Below are 17,817 nucleotides of genomic sequence, written 5' to 3'. Positions count from 1 at the left end.
TGATGTTTCAGTCGCCCGTGTGCGCCGGGATGCCGAGAACGGCGAGGAAGGCGGTCGCCGCGGGCGTGCGGCCTGCACGGCTCCAGATGACGTACTCGACCCGGGCCGGCGCGTCGGTGACCTCGATGGTGACAACGCCGGTGAGCTGGGGCGCGTAGGCGGCGGGGAGCATGGCCACGGCTAGACCCGGCCCGACGAGTCGGGCGATGTAGTCGGCGCTGGTCACTTCGAAGGCGACGTCACGGTCGAGACCGGCGGCCGCGAAGGCCTGGTCGGATTGGATTCGCCCGGCCGTGCCGGCTGGGAGGTCCACGAAAACCTCGGATGACAGTCTGTGCAGTTCGACCAGTGTTTCGGTGGCGAGGGGATGGTCCGGGGCGACCACGGCGACGAGTCGATCACGGGCGAGTTCGTGAACGGCGACGCCCTGGGGTTGCGCCGTGGTCGGCAGCCCGAGGAAGGCCACGTCGATGGCGCCGTCCCTGACCTGTTCGATGAGGTCGTCGCTCGCGCCCACCCGCAGGTCGATGCGCACCTGCGGGTACTGCCGACGGAAATCACGCAGTGAACCCGGGATGTCGACCGCGGCGACGGTCGGGATCAGGCCGACGGCCAGCCGCCCGCGTATCTCACCGATTGCCGCGGCGACCTCAGCGGCTGCGCGCTCGGCGGCGTCGAGACATTGACGAGCGGCGGGGAGGAACGCCGCACCGGCCGGTGTCAGCCGCACCCGGCGACTGGTGCGCTCGAAAAGGCGCGCGCCGAGTTCGCGTTCCAGGCGCGCGATCTGGTGGCTGAGGGCGGACTGGACTACCAGACATCGTTCGGCGGCCCTGGTGAAGCTATTCGTCTCGGCGACCGCGACGACGTAGCGCATCTGCTGGAGCTCCATGGATCAATCTTGAATCGAGATTGATCCAGTGACAAACATGTGTTGGACTCATTGATCGCGGCCGGGTGAGACTGCGAGTGTGAAAAGTTCAGTAGCACTGCGGGTTTCCGGTGCTTCGAAGGGAAATTTGCCTCGCGTCGCACTGACGGCGCTCGCGCCTTTGGCGTGGGGCACCACCTATGTCGTCACCACCGAACTTCTCCCGCAGGGACATCCACTCTTCGCAGGACTGTTGCGTGCGCTGCCCGCCGGTCTGATCGCGTTGGCGGTCACCCGGACGCTGCCGCGCGGGACCTGGTGGGGGAAGGCCGCGGTGCTCGGTGTGCTGAATATCGGGCTGTTCTTCCCGCTGCTGTTCGTCGCGGCCGAACGCCTGCCCGGCGGTGTTGCCGCGACCTTGGCGGCAGCTCAGCCGCTCATCGTGGCGATCCTGGCCGTGACAGTTCTGCACGAGAGCCCATCGGCATGGCGGATCGGCTGGGGTGCAATCGGGGTGGTCGGCGTCGGCCTGGTGGTGATCGGGCCCAATGCGGCACTCGACGGCATCGGGATCGTCGCGGGTCTGGCTTGCGCGGCCACGATGGCGCTCGGCGTGACGCTCACCAAACGCTGGGGACGGCCCGTCGAGGTGAGCCCTACCGCCTTCGCCGGTTGGCAACTCACCGCGGGCGGTCTGTTCCTGGTGCCCGTCACCTTCGTCTTCGAGGGCGGACCTGCTGCGATCGACTCGGACGCCGTCCTCGGCTACCTCTGGCTGGGTCTGATCGGCGGCCTGATCGCCTACGTCCTGTGGTTCCGCGGCATCACCACATTGCCCGTCAACTCCGTCTCGATTCTCTCCTTGCTCTCGCCGCTGGTAGCCGCCGTGCTCGGCGCCGTCCTGCTCGGCCAGACACTCGGCCCGATCCAACTCGTTGGGTTCGCGCTCTCACTCGCCGCCATAGTCGCGGGACAACTCCCCGTTCCCGCCCTGGAAAGGACACCTCGATGAAGATTGCCGTCGTCGGAGCCGCAGGCATGGTCGGTTCACGCGTCGTCGACGAAGCCGCGAGCCGAGGCCATCAACTCGTCGCCGTATTCCGGAAAGAGCGGCCGACCACGCTGCCCGCTGGAGTGGTCGCCGTCGCGCATGACGCCGACCAGATGAGCCGACTGTTCGACGGTAGCGACGCGATCGTGATGGCGACCCGTCCGGCGCCAGGACAGGAAAACGCCGTCGCCGCAACCACGACGGCGTTGCTCGACGCGGCCGCGGCAGTCCAAGCGCGCATCCTCGTCGTCGGCGGCGCCGCACCGCTGCAGATCCCCGGACGCGCAGACCGGCTCGTCATCGACAGCCCGGAGCATGTGCCGCCCGCGATCCGCCCCATCGCCGCCGCAAGTGTCGCGCAACTGGAAGCCTGCCGAACTCACGCGGCCAACTGGATCTATCTCAGTCCGCCCGCCCTCCTCGAACCCGGATCGCGGACCGGAAAATACCGGCGCGGCACCACCACCCTCATCACCGATGCCGACGGCGCATCCCGAATCTCGGCCGAAGACCTCGCCGTGGCAGTCGTCGACGAACTCGAAATCCCATGCGATACAAAACATTTCACCGTCGGTTACTGATGAGCCGAATCCTCGGGTCTCGCCGCCGCGCTCGCCTGCCTCGGTGTCGCCGTGCTGCCGCCGGCGGATCGGGCGACGGGTATCGGCGACCGGCACGAAAGCCGTTCGCCGATACCCGTTACGTCAGGCCGGTGATGAGTCGACCGGGCCGAGATGCCGGGCGAAGAAGCGGACCGCGCTGTCGACTTCGAACCTGGGTACCGCGGCGTGTCCGCCCGCATTGGCGTGCAACGTCTTTTCCTTCGAGGCGAAGGCGTCGAACAGCGCGAGCCCGGATCGGCGGTCGACGAGTTCGTCGTCCCACTGGAGCAGGAATTCGATCGGGACGGTGATCTGTGCCGCCGCCTCGGTCAGGGTTTCGTGCCCGAGGCAACCGAAGACCGCGGCGCTGATCCTGGGTTCGACCGCCGTCAACGGCACGCCGATCCCGGTGCCCTGCATGATGCCCCAGAAGCCCATCGGCGCTTCGGTGCCTATCTCCGGCAGTTTCTGGAGAGCGTCGATGGTCGCCTGCCATTCGGGTACGGCACGTGCCGCCAGGTCGAGGTGGATCCCGACGACGATCGGGCCGATGGGTTCGCCCGCCGCCTGAGCCTGCCGTAAAGCGGCTACCTGCTGTTCGTCGGTCGCCGTTCGGGGCCGGTCGCCATGTCCAGGCGCGTCGAGGGCGGCGACACGGAAACCGCAGGCGGTCACGAAGCGGTGGGCACGGCCCAGGACGCCGGGTGCTCTCTTGTGCTGGCCGCCGCCGTGCGCCATGAGGACCAGGGGTGCACCCGCCGCCCCGGACTCAGGTGACCAGAGCACGCCGGGAACCTCACCCAGGATGAAGTCGCGTTCGATGACACCGTTCGACGATTTCTGCGAGGTGAAATGCATTTGGTTGTTGCCTTTCGGGATTGCCTTGTAGCGGCACTCCCGGCGACAGCTACCTCAATCGCCCGACCGTGAACCCGAGGGGGAGCACCCACATGGATACAGCGTTCATGGGTCTCACCTCCTCGCGCGATGTCACGGCCTCCGGCACGCTACCAGCCCGGATACCGTTGCGCCCAACCATTTCCCATCGGTGACTCGGACCGATCGGGAATCGCGAAGCACCGGGCAGCGAGCCGGAGCTGGCAGCGATGTCAGCTCGCGGCACTGAGCGGACTACGCGACGAGGGTGAGGTGCGCGCTCGCGGCCCCGCCGGCGCGCGTCATCAGGCGGGTGATGGCCTCGGCGACCTTCCTCGGCTGCTCGAGGATCACCGAGTGGCCGGCGCCGTCGACCAGGACGAAATCCGAGTATTCGACGGCGGCGGCCATCGAGATGGAATGTGACGGCGGCGTCATCAGGTCGGCGCTACCGCACAGCACCAACGTCGGGATCTTCGACAGGACCGCGAGGGCGTCGGTCTGGTCGAAGACCATGAAGGCGCTCAGGAAGCTCGCCATCGTCACGATCGGTGTCTCGTTGTGCATCGCGTTGGCGAGGGCGAGCACCCGCGAGCTCACCTTGCGATCGCCGAATTCGGCGGTCCGGATGATCGGGGCGAAGACCTTGCAGGCCATGAGCTTCGCATGGTGCATCAGGCCCGGAGCGCGTCGGACGGCCGCCTGGAATGCGGATACGGCCGGGTTGCGCAGCAGACGGCCGAAACCGGCGTCGGCGATGCCGCTCGCGGCGGTCGCGATGAGAGCGACGCCGGTGATGCGCGTGCCGATCTCATGCGGGTTCTGGCTGGCGTAGGTGAGCACCGTCATGCCGCCCATCGAGTGGCCGACCAGGACGACCGGCCCGGTGGGGGCGACGGCGTCGATAACGTCGCGCAGGTCCTTGCCGAGCTGCTCGAGGTGGTAGGTCCGCCGGGAGGCTGCGGCGGAATCGCCGTGGCCGCGGTGGTCGTAGCAGACGATCCGGGCGCCGGGGTACTGGCGCACCAGCGCGTGGCGGACGTAGGTCCACGACGCGGTGCGCAGGCAGTGTCCGTGCAGCAGGATGACGGTGAGGTCGGCGTCTCGCGGGCCGTATTCGCGAACCGCGAGTTCCACGCCGTCCTCGGTCGAGACCGTGGCACGACGTTCCGCCGAGGTGGCGATGGTGCTGGTGATCGACATCGGGGGCTCCGGTTCGGTTGCGGTGACTTGATTAACTGTGCGCCGCATCGCCCGCCGATATCAGGTCCCCGAGTGCTGAGCTCGTGCCCCCAAGGTGGACCGGATCACCACCAAGGTGTCACCGGCCGGCGCGCCACCGCGCTGTCGCCCGTCCGATCTCGGTTGCCGGAGGTTCGTGGTAGAGCCATTCCCGGGCGATTCGGTGCCAGTTGTTCGTGGTCCCCAATTGGCCCAGTACGGCGAGGGTGAACAGGTCTGCTCGCCGCGAGAAGACATGCTCCGGCGGGAGCCGCTGTTGTCGCATACCGCGAAACTCGGCGGCCCTTGGGTCGACCGCGAGAACCACTGCGCCGGTGGCGAGTTCGGGTGTGACGGTGATTTCCTGGTCGGTCAGATGCCAGCCCGCGGCAGCCCACACGTACTCCAGGCATTCCGCTGCTGTGACGTCCGAGTCCGGGTCGATAATGCCGCGGCCCACCCACGTCTCATAAAGGTCCTGGGCCCGATTTTCACCGGCGGCCTGCAGACACGCACGCTCGAGTTCGACGTGCACCGGATCCATATTGTTGTAGAGCCCGAAATCGACGAAGCCGACGCGACCGTCCGCAGCGAGCATGATATTGCCTGGATGCGGGTCACCACAGAATTCGAAATCCGAAAACAGGGAACTGATATAGAAGCGATAGATCAGCTCGCCGATCTCATCGCGCTCGGCCGCGGGCAGGTCCTGGATCTGCGGAAACGACTTCCCGTCGATGAACTCCGTCACCAAAACGTGGTGTCCGCAGAGTTCCTCGACGCTGTCGGGGACCGTGATGAAGGGATGGTTCCGGTAGCGAGCGGCGACGCGATGCTGTGTCTGTGCTTCGCGCACGTAATCGAGCTCGCTGCCGATATTGCGGGCGATTTCGTCGAGCACATCGGTATCCGCGGCGCTCGGCAGAATGGATTTCCAGAGTCGGCTGATCATCGCCAGATTGCGCATGTCCGCTTCGACGGCCTCGTCCACGCCCGGATATTTGACCTTCACCGCGACGGTGCGTCCATCGTGCAATTTCGCGCGGTATACCTGGCCGATCGAGGCCGCGGCGATCGCGGTCTCATCGAAGTCGGCGAAGACCCGCGCCAATGGCCCGAGATCGTCCTCGATCACCTGCCGCATTGCCGGAAACGGAAATGCGGGCGCTTGATCGCGTAGCTCGGCAAGCTTGTCGCGGAACATCTCACGATGCGATTCCGGCAGCAGATCGACATCGAGCACCGACAGCATCTGCCCGAGTTTCATGGCCGCGCCCTTCATGGCGCCGAGCACGGTGACCAGTTGCTGTGCGGTACGCAGTGTGGACCGTTCGGCGAGCAGCTGCCGGGCCTGTTCCGTGCGCCCGATCATCGACAGGCGGTTGCCGACTTCACGCATGGCTTGTCCCGCAACCAATCGGCCCACCTTGCCGCCCCGCGCGAGACGACTCTTCGGTACCCGACCGACCACCATCACACCTCCATCGGCCTTGTGACTCCACCACATTCCACCTCATAGCGGCGTCGTCGGATCGGGAATTGGTGGCATGAAAACTGGTGCCGCCGTTAAACTGAGCGACGCTCATCTTCTCAGGACAATTCGGCAGGAGGGTGCGATGCCGCCGAAAGCCGTTGGGCAGCGCCGTCGTCCGACACAGGAACGCGCCAGGGCGACCCGAGAACACATACTCGACGCCGCCGCAAAGCTTTTCGGGGAGCGCGGTATCGCCGACACCTCGACGAACCGGATCGCAGCCGAGGCCGGGGTGAGCATCGGCACCGTCTATCGGTACTTCGCCGACCGCTCGGTCATCGTCGAAGAGCTGCTCAGGCGCCTGCTCGAAAACGTCGAAAGGCGCTTTACCGAGCGGGTATTCGGGCTGTCGGACAAGCCGATGCTGGAACTGATCACCGGCATCCTGGAAGTCATCACCGACGAACTGGTGGCCAACGCCCGGTTGGTGCGCGCGCTGGTGGCCGGAGTCCAGTTCTACAGCAGCGGTATTCCCGAATTCGAGCCGCGGCTGCGGCTGCTGGTCAAGCTGCTGCTGATCCAGCTGCTCGGCCCTGGTGACGATCACGAGTACGACGTGATGACCTTCGTGCTGATCAACACCGGTTTTGCCGCGGTGCTCCGCGCATCGGCGCTCGAGGTCGACAGCCGGGAGCGCAAAGAGGCGATCGAGATGACCGCGCGGATGATCACGGCGATGGCCGAGGCCGAAATCAAGGCCAAGACGGCCTGAGGTCGTGGCTTCAAAAGTGAGCGCCTCCCCATCTATTGGTCGGTGAGCGCTCCTCGGCGGCGCGCGAGAATCAGCATTATGCCTGGTAGCCGACTGTGATTGCGGGCGTTGCGGATTGTTCAAAGAGGAGTAGAAGGTGAGCTACCGCTCGGTTTAACGTTTTCTGACACAGCAGGCAGCCGGTAGGAGGTCATACGTGACGATCGAGAGTCTCGTTCGGCCCGAACGCAATGGGCTGGATCGGCCGATTACGCCGTCCACGCGCGACATCGATAGGTTGACCCGCGAGGTGATGGCACATCTCGCGGAGTCGGACGAACAGTGCGGCGCGCTGCCGGGACAAACGCTGGTTCGCGATGTGAAGGCCGTGGTCCGGATCTGCCTGGGATGGCTGATCCAGTGCGTGAACGGGGACGCGCTGCCGACGGAGACCGACCGGCTCGCGATCGCGGCCGCCGGATGTACCCGTGAAGGGATCCCCGTCGATACCGTTCTGCATGCGGTTCACGAGGGCTTCAAAGTCGGACTGGATCTGATATTCGCTCGTACGGGTCCGGCGGACGTACTCGGCGTCGTCAGGGGCACCACTACGGTGCTGGAGCTGTCGAAACTGATTACCGCCACCGTCAGCAAGGCCTACGTCCGCGAGCACAAGGCCGTTGCCGCCGAGCAACAGACCGCGGCGCACAGCCTGACCTCGGCGTTGCTCGCCGGTCATCTCGATTCCGCGGCGGCGCGGGAAAGCGGTTTACCGATTGCCGACGAGTACTCGGTGCTCGCCGTGGCGATTCCGGCGCATCCGGATGAGAGCCATCCGAAGCTCGACGGACAAGTCGTCGCGCGTCGTAAGCTCCGCCGCCTCCAAGCCGCACTCGCGACCATATTCGGAGGAACGGCGCTGTCGTTGTTATCCGTCGACGGCGGAACGATTCTCGTCCCGTCCACCGCCGATCCCGAACTCGACGACTTGGTGCAACGGATGTCCTCGGCCACACAGGTGCCGCTCACCGTCGCCGTTGTCACCGCCCGCCCCGACGAGGTGCCCACCGCCGCGCGCCATGCCCACGAACTCCTCGACACCGTGCAACAGCTCGAATTGGAGCCCGGCGCATACAGATTCACCGAACTGGCGCTGCAATATCAACTGACCCGCCCTGGGCTGGGCCGCGACGCCCTCGTCAACCGGCTCACCCCACTGCGCGAACACCCGGACCTGTTGGAAACCCTCCAGATCTACATCGACACCGGCCTGAGCCGAACGCGCGCCGCCCGCAAACTGTGCGTCCACCCGAACACCGTCGACTACCGACTCCGCCGAATAGCCCAGATCACCGGCTTCGACCCCGCCGAACCCAGCGGACTGTGGTATCTCCGCTCCGCCCTCGTCGCCCGCAACGGCCGCACCACATACGGCCCGACACCCCCCACCGCCTGTTAGCCTTCGGCCCATGAAGGTGGGGGCGATTTCAGTCATGTCCGTGATATCGCCTTCACGGACTTCCGGCCGGTGCGCTATCCGGTGATGATGTCGCATGTGTGGCAGGAAGATTCCGCGCCGGAGGGCGATCGGCGGTCTCGGGGAATCATGCCGTGTGATCCGCAGGGGAGGAGGACGGCTTTGTAGCCCACGCCCCCGAGGCGTGCGCTCGTCGAGCGGATCCACGTCGGGACAGTAGCGACTGCAGCACGACGAGCCCACCCGCGACGAGCACGAGCAGGCCGATCACCCGGAATCCGCTGTCTGCACCCGAAATGAACGCTGCGACAACGTCATCGGTGCGGTCGGAGATGGCGAGTGCCTGGGCGACGGTGTGCGGATCGTGGTCGACGCGGATCTGCGACGGTAGTGCGGCGACGAATCGTGCGGTGAGCACCGTGCCGATGACGGCGACGCCGAGGGCGCTGCCGAATTCGCGGGTGGTGGACTGCAATCCGGCCGCGACCCCGGCCTGCTCCGGCGGCAGCGCCCCGGCGATCGCACCTGACAATGTCGGAAGTGCCAGCGCCACACCGATTCCCATTACGACGAGCCACGCGGCGTATTCGACATAGGGTGTCTGTGCGCCGCTCGTGGACAGTCCGAGCAGTCCGCCGCCTACGAATACGAATGCGAGCGCGGTGGTGGCGTCGAGCCCGATCCGCTGTGACAGTCGTCCGACATGCTTCGCGCCGAGGATGATCGGGACGGTGAGCGGGATGATCCCGAGACCGGTTTGCAGTACGCCGAATCCCTTGCCGTACTGCAGGAACGACGCGTTGACGTAGAACAGCGCGAACATGCCGAAGAAGACCGCTGTCATGCCGAGGCAGGCGCTGCGCAGGGACGGGAGGCGGAACAACCGCGGATCCAGCACCGGGTGTTCGACTTTCAGCTCGACAATAGTCCATGTAGTGAACAACACTGCGGCACAGGCGAATCCAGCGATGACGATCGCACTGTCCCAGCCTGCCTCTGGCCCTTGGACGATGCCGAGCAGCAGGGCGACCGACGCACCGACGAGCAATCCCGCGCCGAGCGGGTCGAGCCGACGATCATGGCGCGGCGACACCGGTGCGATCCGTCCCACCAGAGCAGCGAGCACCAGCGCGATCGGCACGACACCGGCGAACAGCCAACGCCACGAACCGCCGGAAAGGATCGCCCCGCCACCGACATTGCCGACGACTCCACCGATACCCGTCATCGATGCCCACACCGCGATAGTCGCGCTCTTGCGCTCAGCGGGAACGGCGTGCAGCAGGACGGCGAGCGTATTGGGCAGTACGGCGGCAGCGCCGATTCCCGTGACGGCCCGACCGGCCAGCAGGAACGCCACGTTCGGTGCCGCTGCCGACGCGAGCGCACCCAGCGCGAAAAGTCCCAGTCCGAATAGCAGAATTCCCTTGCGCCCGAAGCGATCTCCCGCCGCACCGCCGGGTATCACCAGACAGGCGAAGACGATCACATAGGTGTCGACGATCCAGACCAGGGCCGACGCGGATGGGCGCAGTGCGCTGGCGGCGAGCAACGGGACGGCGAGATTGATCGCGGCGACCATGCCGACGACGAGCACGACGCACGCGCAGATGACCGCGAGCAGGCCGCGCTGCAAGGCCGGACGCGTCGGCAGATCCGGAGTGTGATTCAGGACATTGAATTGCATGGCCACGACGTTATGGACGTGGGCAATCTCCGCGCCACGCAACTTCCACAACCAATTATTGCGTACAATGCAACTGTGCCACAGCAGCTCGATCTGAACCTCCTACGCGTATTCGATGCCCTGCTCCAGGACGGCAGCGTCACGGCGGCGTCCGAGCGCCTACATCTGTCCATCCCGGCGACCAGCCGGGCTTTGGGCCGATTGCGGCGGGCGATGGGCGATCCGATCCTGGTGCGTGCCGGTCGTGGGATGGCTCCGACACCGTTCGCGCTGCGCACCGCGCCGCGGGTACGGTCCCTGCTGGACGAAGCGTCGGCACTGATCAGCGCCGATCGCGAGGTCACGGTCGCAGAATTGCAGCGCACCTTCACAATTCGCATCAATGACGGTGTGGCCGCGACCCTGGCGGCGGTGGCGGTCGATGCTACGGCCGCGATCGCTCCCGGCGTTACGCTGCGCTTCGTCGCGGAGGGCAGCGAGAGCATCGAGGCCCTGCGCGACGGCTCGGTCGATCTGGATATCGGCGCGGGCGACATGGTCGCTCCCGACATGCGATCGGCTGTGCTGTACCGCGAACGAATAGTGGGCATCGTCCGGGCCGACAGCCCGCTGGGCCGTCGCCCGACATTGCGGCAACTGTGCCGATATCCCCACGTCTCGGCCTCCCGCCGCGGTCGTGCTCGCGGGCCACTCGACGATGCACTCGACGCCGCGGGCTTGCAACGCCACGTCGCGGCCGTCGTGCCTACTTCCGCCGTCGTCGCACTTGTGGTCGCGTCGAGTCAGTACATCGGACTCGTCCCGCAGCGGCTCGCCGAACAGTACGGCCAGTCCCTCGGCCTTCGCTGGTTTCCGATCCCCGCACCCCTCCCGGAAGTCGAAGTGCGATTGCTCTGGCACGCCCGCCTCGACGCCGACTCGGCGCAGCGCTGGCTCCGCGACACCATCCGCGACGCACTCCGTCCGCCGCGCGAATCTTCGGATCGCATCGATTGATCAGTTTCCAAGAAGCCCGGCGTGGGGTCGGCTCCATAGCATTGGAAACGTTCCCAGAGAGACGATCACGGAGGAAAGACAATGAACCAAGCGCAGAAGTCCACCAAGGCAACCACCGCGAAGAACCGGGCCTCCGTCGGATTCTCCGAAGAAGAGCGGGCCGCTATGAAGGAACACGCCCAGGAGTTGAAGACCGCCGCGCGCCGCGGCTCGCGGTCGGCCAAGGCGGATGGGGAAGCCGACGTGGTCGCCAAGATCGCGGAGATGGCAGAACCGGATCGCATCATGGCCGAACGAATCCATGCCATCGTCAAAGCCAACGCACCAGCTCTTACGCCGAAACTCTGGTACGGTATGCCCGCGTATGCCATGGGCGGCAAGGTCGTCTGCTTCTTCCAAACCGCCGAGAAATTCAAGTCGCGGTACGCGACGTTCGGCTTCAACGACATCGCGACCCTTGATGAAGGCACCATGTGGCCGACCGCCTTCGCGCTGACGAAGTTGACGGCCGCCGATGAGGAACGGCTCGGCACGCTCGTGAAGAAGGCGGTCGGCTGAGTCGAGAGCGATTGTCGCGCAAACTATGATGATCTTTCCGATCGGTAGGAGGTGTGCGGGTGGGTGCAGCACGGTCTGGAAATCATTGGGGTTGGCTGCGCAAGGCCGGCGCTGTGCTGGCCGCAGCTGTTCTGTTGTCGTCGATCGGAGCGGCGGTTGCCACCGCCACACCGAGATTGCGCACCCCCGCGGGTGGTTACGAGGACCTGTTCGTGCCGTCGAGCATGGGGCCGATCAAGGTCCAGGTGCAGTGGGCGGCCCGGGGCGGGAGCGCGGCCCTCTATGTGCTCGACGGTCTTCGCGCGCCCGCCGATCACAGTCAGTGGGTCAGCGATACCGACGCGCTGCGCCAATTCGCAGGCGACAATGTCACTTTGGTGTTCCCGGTCGGCGGTCGCTCGAGCTTCTACACCGACTGGTATCGACCGAGTAGTACCAATGGGCAGCAGACGACGTACAGATGGGAAACCTTCCTCACCGGGGAGTTGCCCGCATACCTGGCGCGGTTCGGCGTTTCGCCGACCAACAACGCGATCGTCGGTGCGTCTATGGGCGGCAATGCCGCACTGACGCTGGCCGGCCACCATCGCGACCAATTCAAGTTCGCCGGATCATTTTCCGGCTTCGTGCACCCCACTTTTCCGCTCTGGAACGAAGCGATGCGCGCTGCCATGTGGGACGAGGGCAACTTCAACGTGGACGATATGTGGGGTCCGGCCGGTGACCCCGCCTGGAGCCGCAACGATGCCACCAACCAGGCAGAATTGCTGCGCGGGCTGCCGGTCTACGTCTCCACCGGCAATGGCCAGCCCGGACCGCTCGACCTGCCGTACGGACTCGGCAACACGGTGAATGCAATGGCCCTCGAAGCGATGACGTTGACGTCGGCCCAGATGCTGCGTGATCGAATGACGGAACTAGGCATTCCTGCGCGCTTCGACATCATCAACGGAACCCACACCTGGCCCTATTGGCAGCAAGCGCTCGCGTCGGCGCGTCCGATGATCCTCGATGTGCTCGGCGCGCACTGAGTTTCAGGATTGGAAGATCGCCGATGTGACGGGCACATCGGCGAAGCTGTAATACCAGCCGTTCCACGTATCGGCGACAATCACCTGGATCGCATGACCACGCGCCGGGCCGTCGGTGATCAACCACAAGCCATTGCCGTACCCGGTCGCCGGGCTGATGCTGCCATCCGACCATGCGAACTGGGCCGAAATGGGTGTACCGGGTGCGTTCCATGGAATGGTCACATCGAACTGTCCGGAGCCGATACCCGGAAGCAACGAGCTGACGCAATCCCGCAGTGTGGCAGTGCGCCGGATATTCTGCGCCGCGCTACCGGTGCCGGGCACCAGCCGGCCGGTCATCAGACCGCCCTGGCGGCAACCGCCGCTGCCCGCACTCGGTGGGGAGGCCTGCACCTGCTGTGCGCCCAGCACCGGCAGGGCGCACAGCACCGCCGCTATCAGCACGCTTCGACGAACAGACACCGCACCACCTCCCGACGACGGGACAGCAATCCACGCGGCCGGTCGAGCTACGCCCGATGAATACGCAACGCGAACCACTGCTGACTCGATCAGCAGTTTAGCGGTCTCCGGCGCGTACTCTCCGCGATCAGGCTGCCGTTGACGGCGATCGATCCCGGGTCACCACCGCGGTCTTCGATGGGGTCTTCGTGTATGCCGCGCTGACCGAAGCGGTGAGACACATCAGTCACCACCGCGTGCTCCCTGTTCATCGGCATCGGGCACCGATGAGCACCAGTCTGTGCAGTCACGTTGCAGCCAGTGGGAGGCCGCCGCCGCTGATTATCTCGACGTGTACCGGGTAGGTGCGACTACGACGAGGAAAGGAGAGTCATGGTCGACAACGAGAGCTTTGCCCAAGCAGCACAACGGATCTACTACGAGTGGGACAAAGCATTATCCGACGACGACGTAGACGGACTGCTGGCCCTGTACGCCCCGGACGCAGTACTCGAGAGCCCCGCCGTTCCGCTGACCATGGGAACCGAGAGCGGAGTCGTGCACGGCCACAACGAACTTCGGCCGTTGCTCGAACAAGTCGCCGCACGCAAACCGCCGCTGCGCACCTACTACCGAACGGGCTATCTGACCGACGGCGCGCGCACTATGATCTTCGAATACCCCCGCCGGACACCCACGGGTGAGCAAATGGACTTCGTGGAGGTGATGGAGATCGCCGACGGGCTCATCCAGCGCCACTGTGTCTACTGGGGATGGCGCGGCGTCCAGGTTATCCGCGACGATGCCTACCACAAATAGCCTGCGCCTTAGTCCAAGACGTAGGGAATCGCCGCGCGCGGATCGTCGCGTTGCGCGAAGAATTCGCCGTAACTGCCGAACCAGTCACGGAATACGTTCTCGAAGGTGAGCTGTGGTAGGTCCGCCTCGTCCACGTACCCGGCCGAGGCCAGTTCCGGAACCATTTCGCCGCTGTCGATGCGCGAGGCGAGGTTCAGTCCGTGCGCCACGAACAGCAGCCACGCTGTGAGGTTCTCGGCAACCCAGGTGATGCTGTGATCCTCCCAGTAGTAGAAAATCCGCCCCCACGCTCCGGTTTCGGGATCGACTTCGGCGCAATAGGTTTCGGCTGCGGAATTCGTATGCAGGACGCGGTAACGCTGCGGAGCTTCCGCGGGGCGGGGCTCGGGATCGGCATTGCGTGGGTGGTCGAATTCGATGGCGTCGTAGTCGTCGAACCAGATCGCCCCGATCTCCTTGGCGATCAGCCGAACATTCGGGGGCACCGGCAGTTGCCAACTGTCCATCACCTTGTCCGCGATGCCGGGGCCCAGCCTGACCCGCCCATCGGATTCCGCCGCCACCGCCCGTAGCCGCGCGATCACAGCCTGCGCCTGCTCCATTATGTCGATCAAGTAATCCGCCCCCTCCTGCAGCTAGTGAATGGCCTCATTGAACCAGGGCGGCTCTGCTTCGTGCATACGCGATGACATCTTCGGCGTAGGCCGACGCATCTCGTTTCGCGAAATGCTTTCGGAGCTGGTCGAATGCGTCGTCGAGTTGTGGTCCCGGTCCGCGATCGGCGAGCAGGACGACGATCGCTTCCCAGGTGCCGCTGTGCGGGTCGGGTTGGGTGAGTAGTTCGTCGAGGTACCGGTCCGGTTCCACCAGCCGTAATGCGCGGCGCGCGAAGGTGTGTACGCGTCGGGGCAGTTCGGTGCGGATGGTGTCGATGTCGGTTTGCAGTACGTGCTGGCCGGATTGTTCCGGGTCGAGCCGTAAGGACCACAACGCTGTCAGCTCGTCGGGCAGGGTCTGGGTATTGATCAGGTCGGGGCCGGTGGCCTCTTCCAGTGGTATGGACGGTAAGCCCAGCTGTGTGTTGCGCCAGTTGCGGAATTCCCACCAGGCCGTCGGGGTGGCGCTCAGCTCCAAGCCGAATCCGAGCACCTGCTGTCCGCTGGTCCAAGTGCGGGAAACTCGGGTGCGACCGACGGAGGCGACACCGCCCGGCTCGACCCGTATCCACCTGGGGTCGGAGCCGTCAAACCCATACGGTTGCAACAGTTTTCCTGTTTCACGCAGCAGGCGGCGCAGTGCCGACTCAGGTCTGACCATATCCGCAGGTTAACGATGTGCCCCGACAGATTTGTCGGCACATGGCAAAAGCCACCAGGTCGATGTGAGTAACGTGGCGGCCGAAGACCTCTCCATCGGGACGGTGCACTATCCGGTGGCGACGGGCGATCGGCAGGAGACAGGGGCGATGCGGCACTTCACAATTCACCACGACGGTGTCGCGATTCCGGTGTCTCACGGAGGTGAGGGAAGACCGCTGGTCCTGTGCCCTGGGCTGAGCTCCACACAGGCCGGCCTGCACGAACTGGCCGAGCTGCTGCGGCGCGACCACGACGTGGTGACCTTCGACCTCAGAGGCCACGGCCTCGCCCCGGCCGCCGACCGTTACTCCTTCGAGGCATTCCTCAGCGATCTCGCCGCCGTCATGGCGGAGCTGGGACGCCTCGACCTGCCCTCGGCGCCAGTGCTGGTGGGCTATTCGCTGGGCGCGGATCTGGCCGTGCACTACGCCTCCGAGCATCCCGACACCATCGCCGAACTCGTTCTCATCGACGGCGCGAATCCGGTGCCGGAACCGTTCATCACCGAGGCCGACCTGCCGGAGTTCCGCGCGATGTTCGACGACCCGGCGATGCGGCACGAGGCCGAGCAGGCCAAGGGCACTCCGCGTCAGGTGTTGCTCACCGCACAGGACATCCTCGACCTGAATCTCGAGATCGATGCGGTTCGGTCCGAAATCCTCGACCGATACCGCAAGATCGACCGTCCGATCAGCATGATCATGTCGACCTCGATGGCCGGCGCCGGCAGCGAAGGCCGTACACCGTGGCGCAATCAGAACTGGCGTGCAGGCATCGAGCGTCTCGTCCGCGATCGCCCGCAGATCGCCACAACCTGGCTCGACGCCGATCACCGGCTCGTCTTCACCCACGCCACAGAAATCGCTCGGATCATCCGAAGTACACGAGGCGCGGTAGCCGAGCCGTCGGCCGATTAGATCGCGAGATGCGTCGCCGTTGCCACCACGGTCCGAATGAGGAAGGCCCGATGCCAGGCCTGTTCGCGGAGCCCGGGGCGACATCCACGAGTACACCCTGTTCGGCTTGGTGCCGCCGAATTGGGGCGGTGGACGCGGCGGCCCGCTCAGCCGTGACGGATTCTGGTACGACCGCACCGGCCGCGACGCGGATGACCACCCGTCGGTGGTCATCCGTTATGGCCATGTCGGACTGCGGATGCTGCGGTCCGCATGCGCCGCGGCTGCCGAGTTCGCCCATGGCGGTGATCATCTGGTCATCGACGAAATGCTGCTGACCCCGGATCTGCTGCCGATGTGGATGGATGCGCTGGCGGGACTGGACGTCCAGCTGGTCTGCGTCACCTGTCCGCTGGCCGTAGCGGAACAGCGAGAACTGGCTCGCGGCAACGAAATCGGGTTGGCGCGGGGACATCTCCGCACGGTTCACGACCACGGCTTCACCTACGACACGATTGTCGACACGACCACGGGAACGCCCGCCCAACTCGCCAGAGCCGTACTGCTCTCGTGAATCCTGAAGTGCCGCTCGGCCGGCACGTGGGTCACCGTGTACGGTCGCGAGCTTCCTTCCACAGGCCGTAGAGGGCCAGTACTGGCTTTGCCGCCATCCACTCACCGAACCGGTAATCCGCTCCCCGCACCAGACGCGACGCCAGCTCCGGGCGTTGCTGGGCGAGATATTGTCGCCCCTTCTCGGCGTGCAGGGGAATCGAGACGATCTTGATCCGGTCGCTGTCCTTCAGATATGGGATCGCGAAACTGATGTTTTCCCAGGTGGTCCGGCTTTGATCTTCCAGGACGAGCTCGCCGCGGTACCCGCAGGTCTCCGTGGCGTAGCGGGCCATCAGGGCTGCCTCGGATTGCGGGCCGGCGCATGCCCCTCCACAGAGCACGAGACGACTGCTGACCGCGGTCGGGTCGATGGACCGCAGACCGGCTCGCACGCGCCATCGGTTCATGATGTTCGCGCGCGTGCCCGCATTGCGATAGCCGAGAACCACGATGGCCTCGGAGGCGCCCGTGACCGATCGCACGAGCCGGTGGGAAGCGCGCCAGTTCTCCCACTCGCCCCACAGCAGCACGAGCACGAGACCGGTAACCGAAAGCCAAGTCCGTTTCCGCACGAATTCAGCCAAGCACACGCTCCTCGAAAAGCCGGTTCGCGACATGGCTTTTCACCGGTATCTCTTGCCGCATCCCCGAGGTAGTTCGCCGACGATCAACGTCGCAATTCACCGGCGTAGCGACCAGGGCAGGTTTCTGGGAACCTGCGGTGCAGCCGGTCGATGAATCGCTGTATGGCGCGCAGTTCAACCACTAATTCTTCGCGGGATGCCGGGTGCAGGCGGTGGGCGTGTCCGAGTTCACGAATCAGCGTCTCGGCCCGATTCGTCAGTATTTCCAAGAAGACCTGTGCTTGGGCAAGGTCGGGATCTTCGTGCATCTATGAGGCCGTCCTGTGGGCGTCGCATGGTTCCAGGTGCGTCCCGGCGGTCGCGGCCCTCGACAGCGTGGGAATCGGACTGATGCTATCCGGCTACAACACGCTCCGTGATGACTTCGTGCCCCTTGATCGTGAGTCTTTATCCAGCCGATGGGAATTCGTGAGGATGCCACCTGTGAAATGGGTATGTGAGTGCGA

General features: G+C 65.3%; 20 protein-coding genes. 10 read left to right on the top strand and 10 right to left on the bottom strand.

Going from position 1 to position 17,817, the window contains the following annotated elements:
- Nucleotides 1-7: 7 nt before the first annotated feature.
- The gene (locus ACFYOW_RS14290) at nucleotides 8-892 is read right to left on the bottom strand and encodes a LysR family transcriptional regulator (protein ID WP_387287894.1); all 885 of its coding nucleotides are present in this window, start codon (nucleotides 890-892) and stop codon (nucleotides 8-10) included.
- A gap of 79 nt (nucleotides 893-971) precedes the next feature.
- On the opposite strand from ACFYOW_RS14290, the gene ACFYOW_RS14285 reads away from it, so the two are divergent.
- Both ACFYOW_RS14285 and ACFYOW_RS14280 read left to right on the top strand, forming a co-directional pair.
- Nucleotides 972-1,883, top strand: coding sequence for an EamA family transporter (locus tag ACFYOW_RS14285; protein ID WP_387287892.1), 912 nt, complete (start codon nucleotides 972-974; stop codon nucleotides 1,881-1,883).
- The gene (locus ACFYOW_RS14280; RefSeq protein ID WP_387287890.1) at nucleotides 1,880-2,503 is read left to right on the top strand and encodes an NAD(P)-dependent oxidoreductase; all 624 of its coding nucleotides are present in this window, start codon (nucleotides 1,880-1,882) and stop codon (nucleotides 2,501-2,503) included. Before ACFYOW_RS14285 ends, ACFYOW_RS14280 begins: the two co-directional genes overlap by 4 nt.
- Before the next feature lie 123 nt (nucleotides 2,504-2,626).
- On the opposite strand, the gene ACFYOW_RS14275 is transcribed toward ACFYOW_RS14280, so the two are convergent.
- The 3 genes from ACFYOW_RS14275 to ACFYOW_RS14265 form a co-directional block, all read right to left on the bottom strand.
- Nucleotides 2,627-3,382, bottom strand: coding sequence for an alpha/beta hydrolase (locus tag ACFYOW_RS14275; RefSeq protein WP_387287888.1), 756 nt, complete (start codon nucleotides 3,380-3,382; stop codon nucleotides 2,627-2,629).
- A 273-nt stretch (nucleotides 3,383-3,655) separates the two neighbouring features.
- On the bottom strand, nucleotides 3,656-4,603 hold the full coding sequence (locus ACFYOW_RS14270; RefSeq protein ID WP_387287887.1) for an alpha/beta fold hydrolase: 948 nt from the start codon (nucleotides 4,601-4,603) through the stop codon (nucleotides 3,656-3,658).
- A gap of 118 nt (nucleotides 4,604-4,721) precedes the next feature.
- The gene (locus ACFYOW_RS14265; RefSeq protein WP_387288811.1) at nucleotides 4,722-6,092 is read right to left on the bottom strand and encodes an ABC1 kinase family protein; all 1,371 of its coding nucleotides are present in this window, start codon (nucleotides 6,090-6,092) and stop codon (nucleotides 4,722-4,724) included.
- A 145-nt stretch (nucleotides 6,093-6,237) separates the two neighbouring features.
- Between ACFYOW_RS14265 and ACFYOW_RS14260 the strand changes: the two genes are divergently transcribed.
- A complete protein-coding gene (locus ACFYOW_RS14260) occupies nucleotides 6,238-6,867 on the top strand; it encodes a TetR/AcrR family transcriptional regulator (RefSeq protein ID WP_387287885.1) in 630 nt (209 codons plus the stop codon).
- A 196-nt stretch (nucleotides 6,868-7,063) separates the two neighbouring features.
- Entirely contained in the window at nucleotides 7,064-8,305 is a 1,242-nt protein-coding gene (locus ACFYOW_RS14255) for a PucR family transcriptional regulator (RefSeq protein ID WP_387287883.1), read from the top strand.
- Nucleotides 8,306-8,450: 145 nt separating this feature from the next.
- Here the strand turns inward: ACFYOW_RS14255 and ACFYOW_RS14250 are convergent, their stop codons facing one another.
- Nucleotides 8,451-10,010 (bottom strand): MFS transporter, encoded by a 1,560-nt coding sequence (locus ACFYOW_RS14250; RefSeq protein WP_387287881.1) that lies wholly within the window; start codon nucleotides 10,008-10,010, stop codon nucleotides 8,451-8,453.
- Between the two features lie 75 nt (nucleotides 10,011-10,085).
- Between ACFYOW_RS14250 and ACFYOW_RS14245 the strand changes: the two genes are divergently transcribed.
- From ACFYOW_RS14245 to ACFYOW_RS14235, 3 genes are all read left to right on the top strand, one after another.
- On the top strand, nucleotides 10,086-11,006 hold the full coding sequence (locus ACFYOW_RS14245) for a LysR family transcriptional regulator (protein ID WP_387287880.1): 921 nt from the start codon (nucleotides 10,086-10,088) through the stop codon (nucleotides 11,004-11,006).
- Between the two features lie 81 nt (nucleotides 11,007-11,087).
- Nucleotides 11,088-11,564: an iron chaperone gene (locus ACFYOW_RS14240; protein ID WP_387287878.1), complete on the top strand. Its 477-nt coding sequence runs from the start codon at nucleotides 11,088-11,090 to the stop codon at nucleotides 11,562-11,564.
- Between the two features lie 59 nt (nucleotides 11,565-11,623).
- Entirely contained in the window at nucleotides 11,624-12,595 is a 972-nt protein-coding gene (locus ACFYOW_RS14235; RefSeq protein ID WP_387287876.1) for an alpha/beta hydrolase, read from the top strand.
- 3 nt (nucleotides 12,596-12,598) lie between these two features.
- On the opposite strand, the gene ACFYOW_RS14230 is transcribed toward ACFYOW_RS14235, so the two are convergent.
- Nucleotides 12,599-13,060 (bottom strand): hypothetical protein, encoded by a 462-nt coding sequence (locus tag ACFYOW_RS14230; protein ID WP_387287874.1) that lies wholly within the window; start codon nucleotides 13,058-13,060, stop codon nucleotides 12,599-12,601.
- A 372-nt stretch (nucleotides 13,061-13,432) separates the two neighbouring features.
- Here ACFYOW_RS14230 and ACFYOW_RS14225 point away from each other — a divergent pair, with 372 nt between their 5' ends.
- A complete protein-coding gene (locus tag ACFYOW_RS14225) occupies nucleotides 13,433-13,858 on the top strand; it encodes a nuclear transport factor 2 family protein (RefSeq protein ID WP_387287872.1) in 426 nt (141 codons plus the stop codon).
- Nucleotides 13,859-13,866: 8 nt separating this feature from the next.
- On the opposite strand, the gene ACFYOW_RS14220 is transcribed toward ACFYOW_RS14225, so the two are convergent.
- Together ACFYOW_RS14220 and ACFYOW_RS14215 are read right to left on the bottom strand one after the other, a co-directional pair.
- Complete coding sequence (locus tag ACFYOW_RS14220; protein WP_387287870.1) at nucleotides 13,867-14,472, bottom strand: hypothetical protein; 606 nt, start codon at nucleotides 14,470-14,472, stop codon at nucleotides 13,867-13,869.
- A 34-nt stretch (nucleotides 14,473-14,506) separates the two neighbouring features.
- On the bottom strand, nucleotides 14,507-15,175 hold the full coding sequence (locus tag ACFYOW_RS14215; RefSeq protein WP_387287868.1) for a hypothetical protein: 669 nt from the start codon (nucleotides 15,173-15,175) through the stop codon (nucleotides 14,507-14,509).
- A gap of 64 nt (nucleotides 15,176-15,239) precedes the next feature.
- Here ACFYOW_RS14215 and ACFYOW_RS14210 point away from each other — a divergent pair, with 64 nt between their 5' ends.
- Both ACFYOW_RS14210 and ACFYOW_RS14205 read left to right on the top strand, forming a co-directional pair.
- Nucleotides 15,240-16,133: an alpha/beta fold hydrolase gene (locus ACFYOW_RS14210; RefSeq protein ID WP_387287866.1), complete on the top strand. Its 894-nt coding sequence runs from the start codon at nucleotides 15,240-15,242 to the stop codon at nucleotides 16,131-16,133.
- Nucleotides 16,134-16,242: 109 nt separating this feature from the next.
- Nucleotides 16,243-16,686, top strand: a complete 444-nt coding sequence (locus tag ACFYOW_RS14205) for a chloramphenicol phosphotransferase (RefSeq protein ID WP_387288809.1) — start codon at nucleotides 16,243-16,245, stop codon at nucleotides 16,684-16,686.
- 31 nt (nucleotides 16,687-16,717) lie between these two features.
- Here the strand turns inward: ACFYOW_RS14205 and ACFYOW_RS14200 are convergent, their stop codons facing one another.
- Entirely contained in the window at nucleotides 16,718-17,311 is a 594-nt protein-coding gene (locus tag ACFYOW_RS14200) for a YdcF family protein (RefSeq protein WP_387287864.1), read from the bottom strand.
- A gap of 83 nt (nucleotides 17,312-17,394) precedes the next feature.
- Nucleotides 17,395-17,619 carry a hypothetical protein gene (locus ACFYOW_RS14195; RefSeq protein ID WP_387287862.1) on the bottom strand — a complete coding sequence of 75 codons (225 nt, stop codon included), beginning with the start codon at nucleotides 17,617-17,619 and terminating at the stop codon, nucleotides 17,395-17,397.
- Nucleotides 17,620-17,817 lie beyond the last annotated feature (198 nt).

The sequence above is a fragment of the Nocardia sp. NPDC006982 genome, from assembly GCF_042869435.1.
Taxonomy (GTDB): domain Bacteria; phylum Actinomycetota; class Actinomycetes; order Mycobacteriales; family Mycobacteriaceae; genus Nocardia.
Note: the sequence above shows the minus strand (reverse complement) of the source record. Positions and strands in the feature narration are given on the sequence as shown.